Source organism: Methylobacterium sp. J-077 (assembly GCF_022829365.1).
Classification (GTDB): domain Bacteria; phylum Pseudomonadota; class Alphaproteobacteria; order Rhizobiales; family Beijerinckiaceae; genus Methylobacterium.
Genome location: NZ_JAKSYJ010000001.1, coordinates 1 through 488, shown reverse-complemented (window position 1 = coordinate 488; position 488 = coordinate 1). Strand labels below are relative to the sequence as shown.

Genomic DNA, 488 nt, shown 5'->3' with positions numbered 1-488 from the left:
TGGGGGCGCTGCAGAACATCCGCCAGGCCAGCCAGCAGACCGCGGCCGGCACCCGCCAGGTCGAGGCGGCGTCCGCCAACCTCACCGACCTCGCCCAGGCGCTCATGGCCCTGGCCGAACGCTACCGGCACTGAGGGCGGGGGCAGCGGGGGCGGGACACCGACCCACGGCGGATGACCATCCGTGCGGGCTCTCGGCGCCGGCTCGACAATGCCGACACAGCCGCCCGGCAGATCGTGCTTCCCGCAAACGAAAAGCCCCAGACGCGGATGCGGCTGGGGCTGGGTCGAACGTTCGGTCTGCCTCTCGGCTCAGGCGGACGCACGCCCGCCTCCGCCAGAAAACAGCGCTCCCGGCCCGGAGGCCGGGAGCGGTTTTCGGGGTCCTAGTACGAGCCGAACTTGTAGTTCAGGCCGGCGCGGACGACGGCGAACTCGTCGGCGCGGCGGCCGATCGGGCTGTAATAGGCCGGGACGAGGTTGGCGGCG

General features: G+C 72.3%; 1 pseudogene. It reads right to left on the bottom strand.

Annotated elements, in window-relative coordinates:
* Nucleotides 1-385: 385 nt before the first annotated feature.
* Nucleotides 386-488, bottom strand: a pseudogene (locus tag MKL11_RS00005) (porin family protein); the annotation flags it as partial.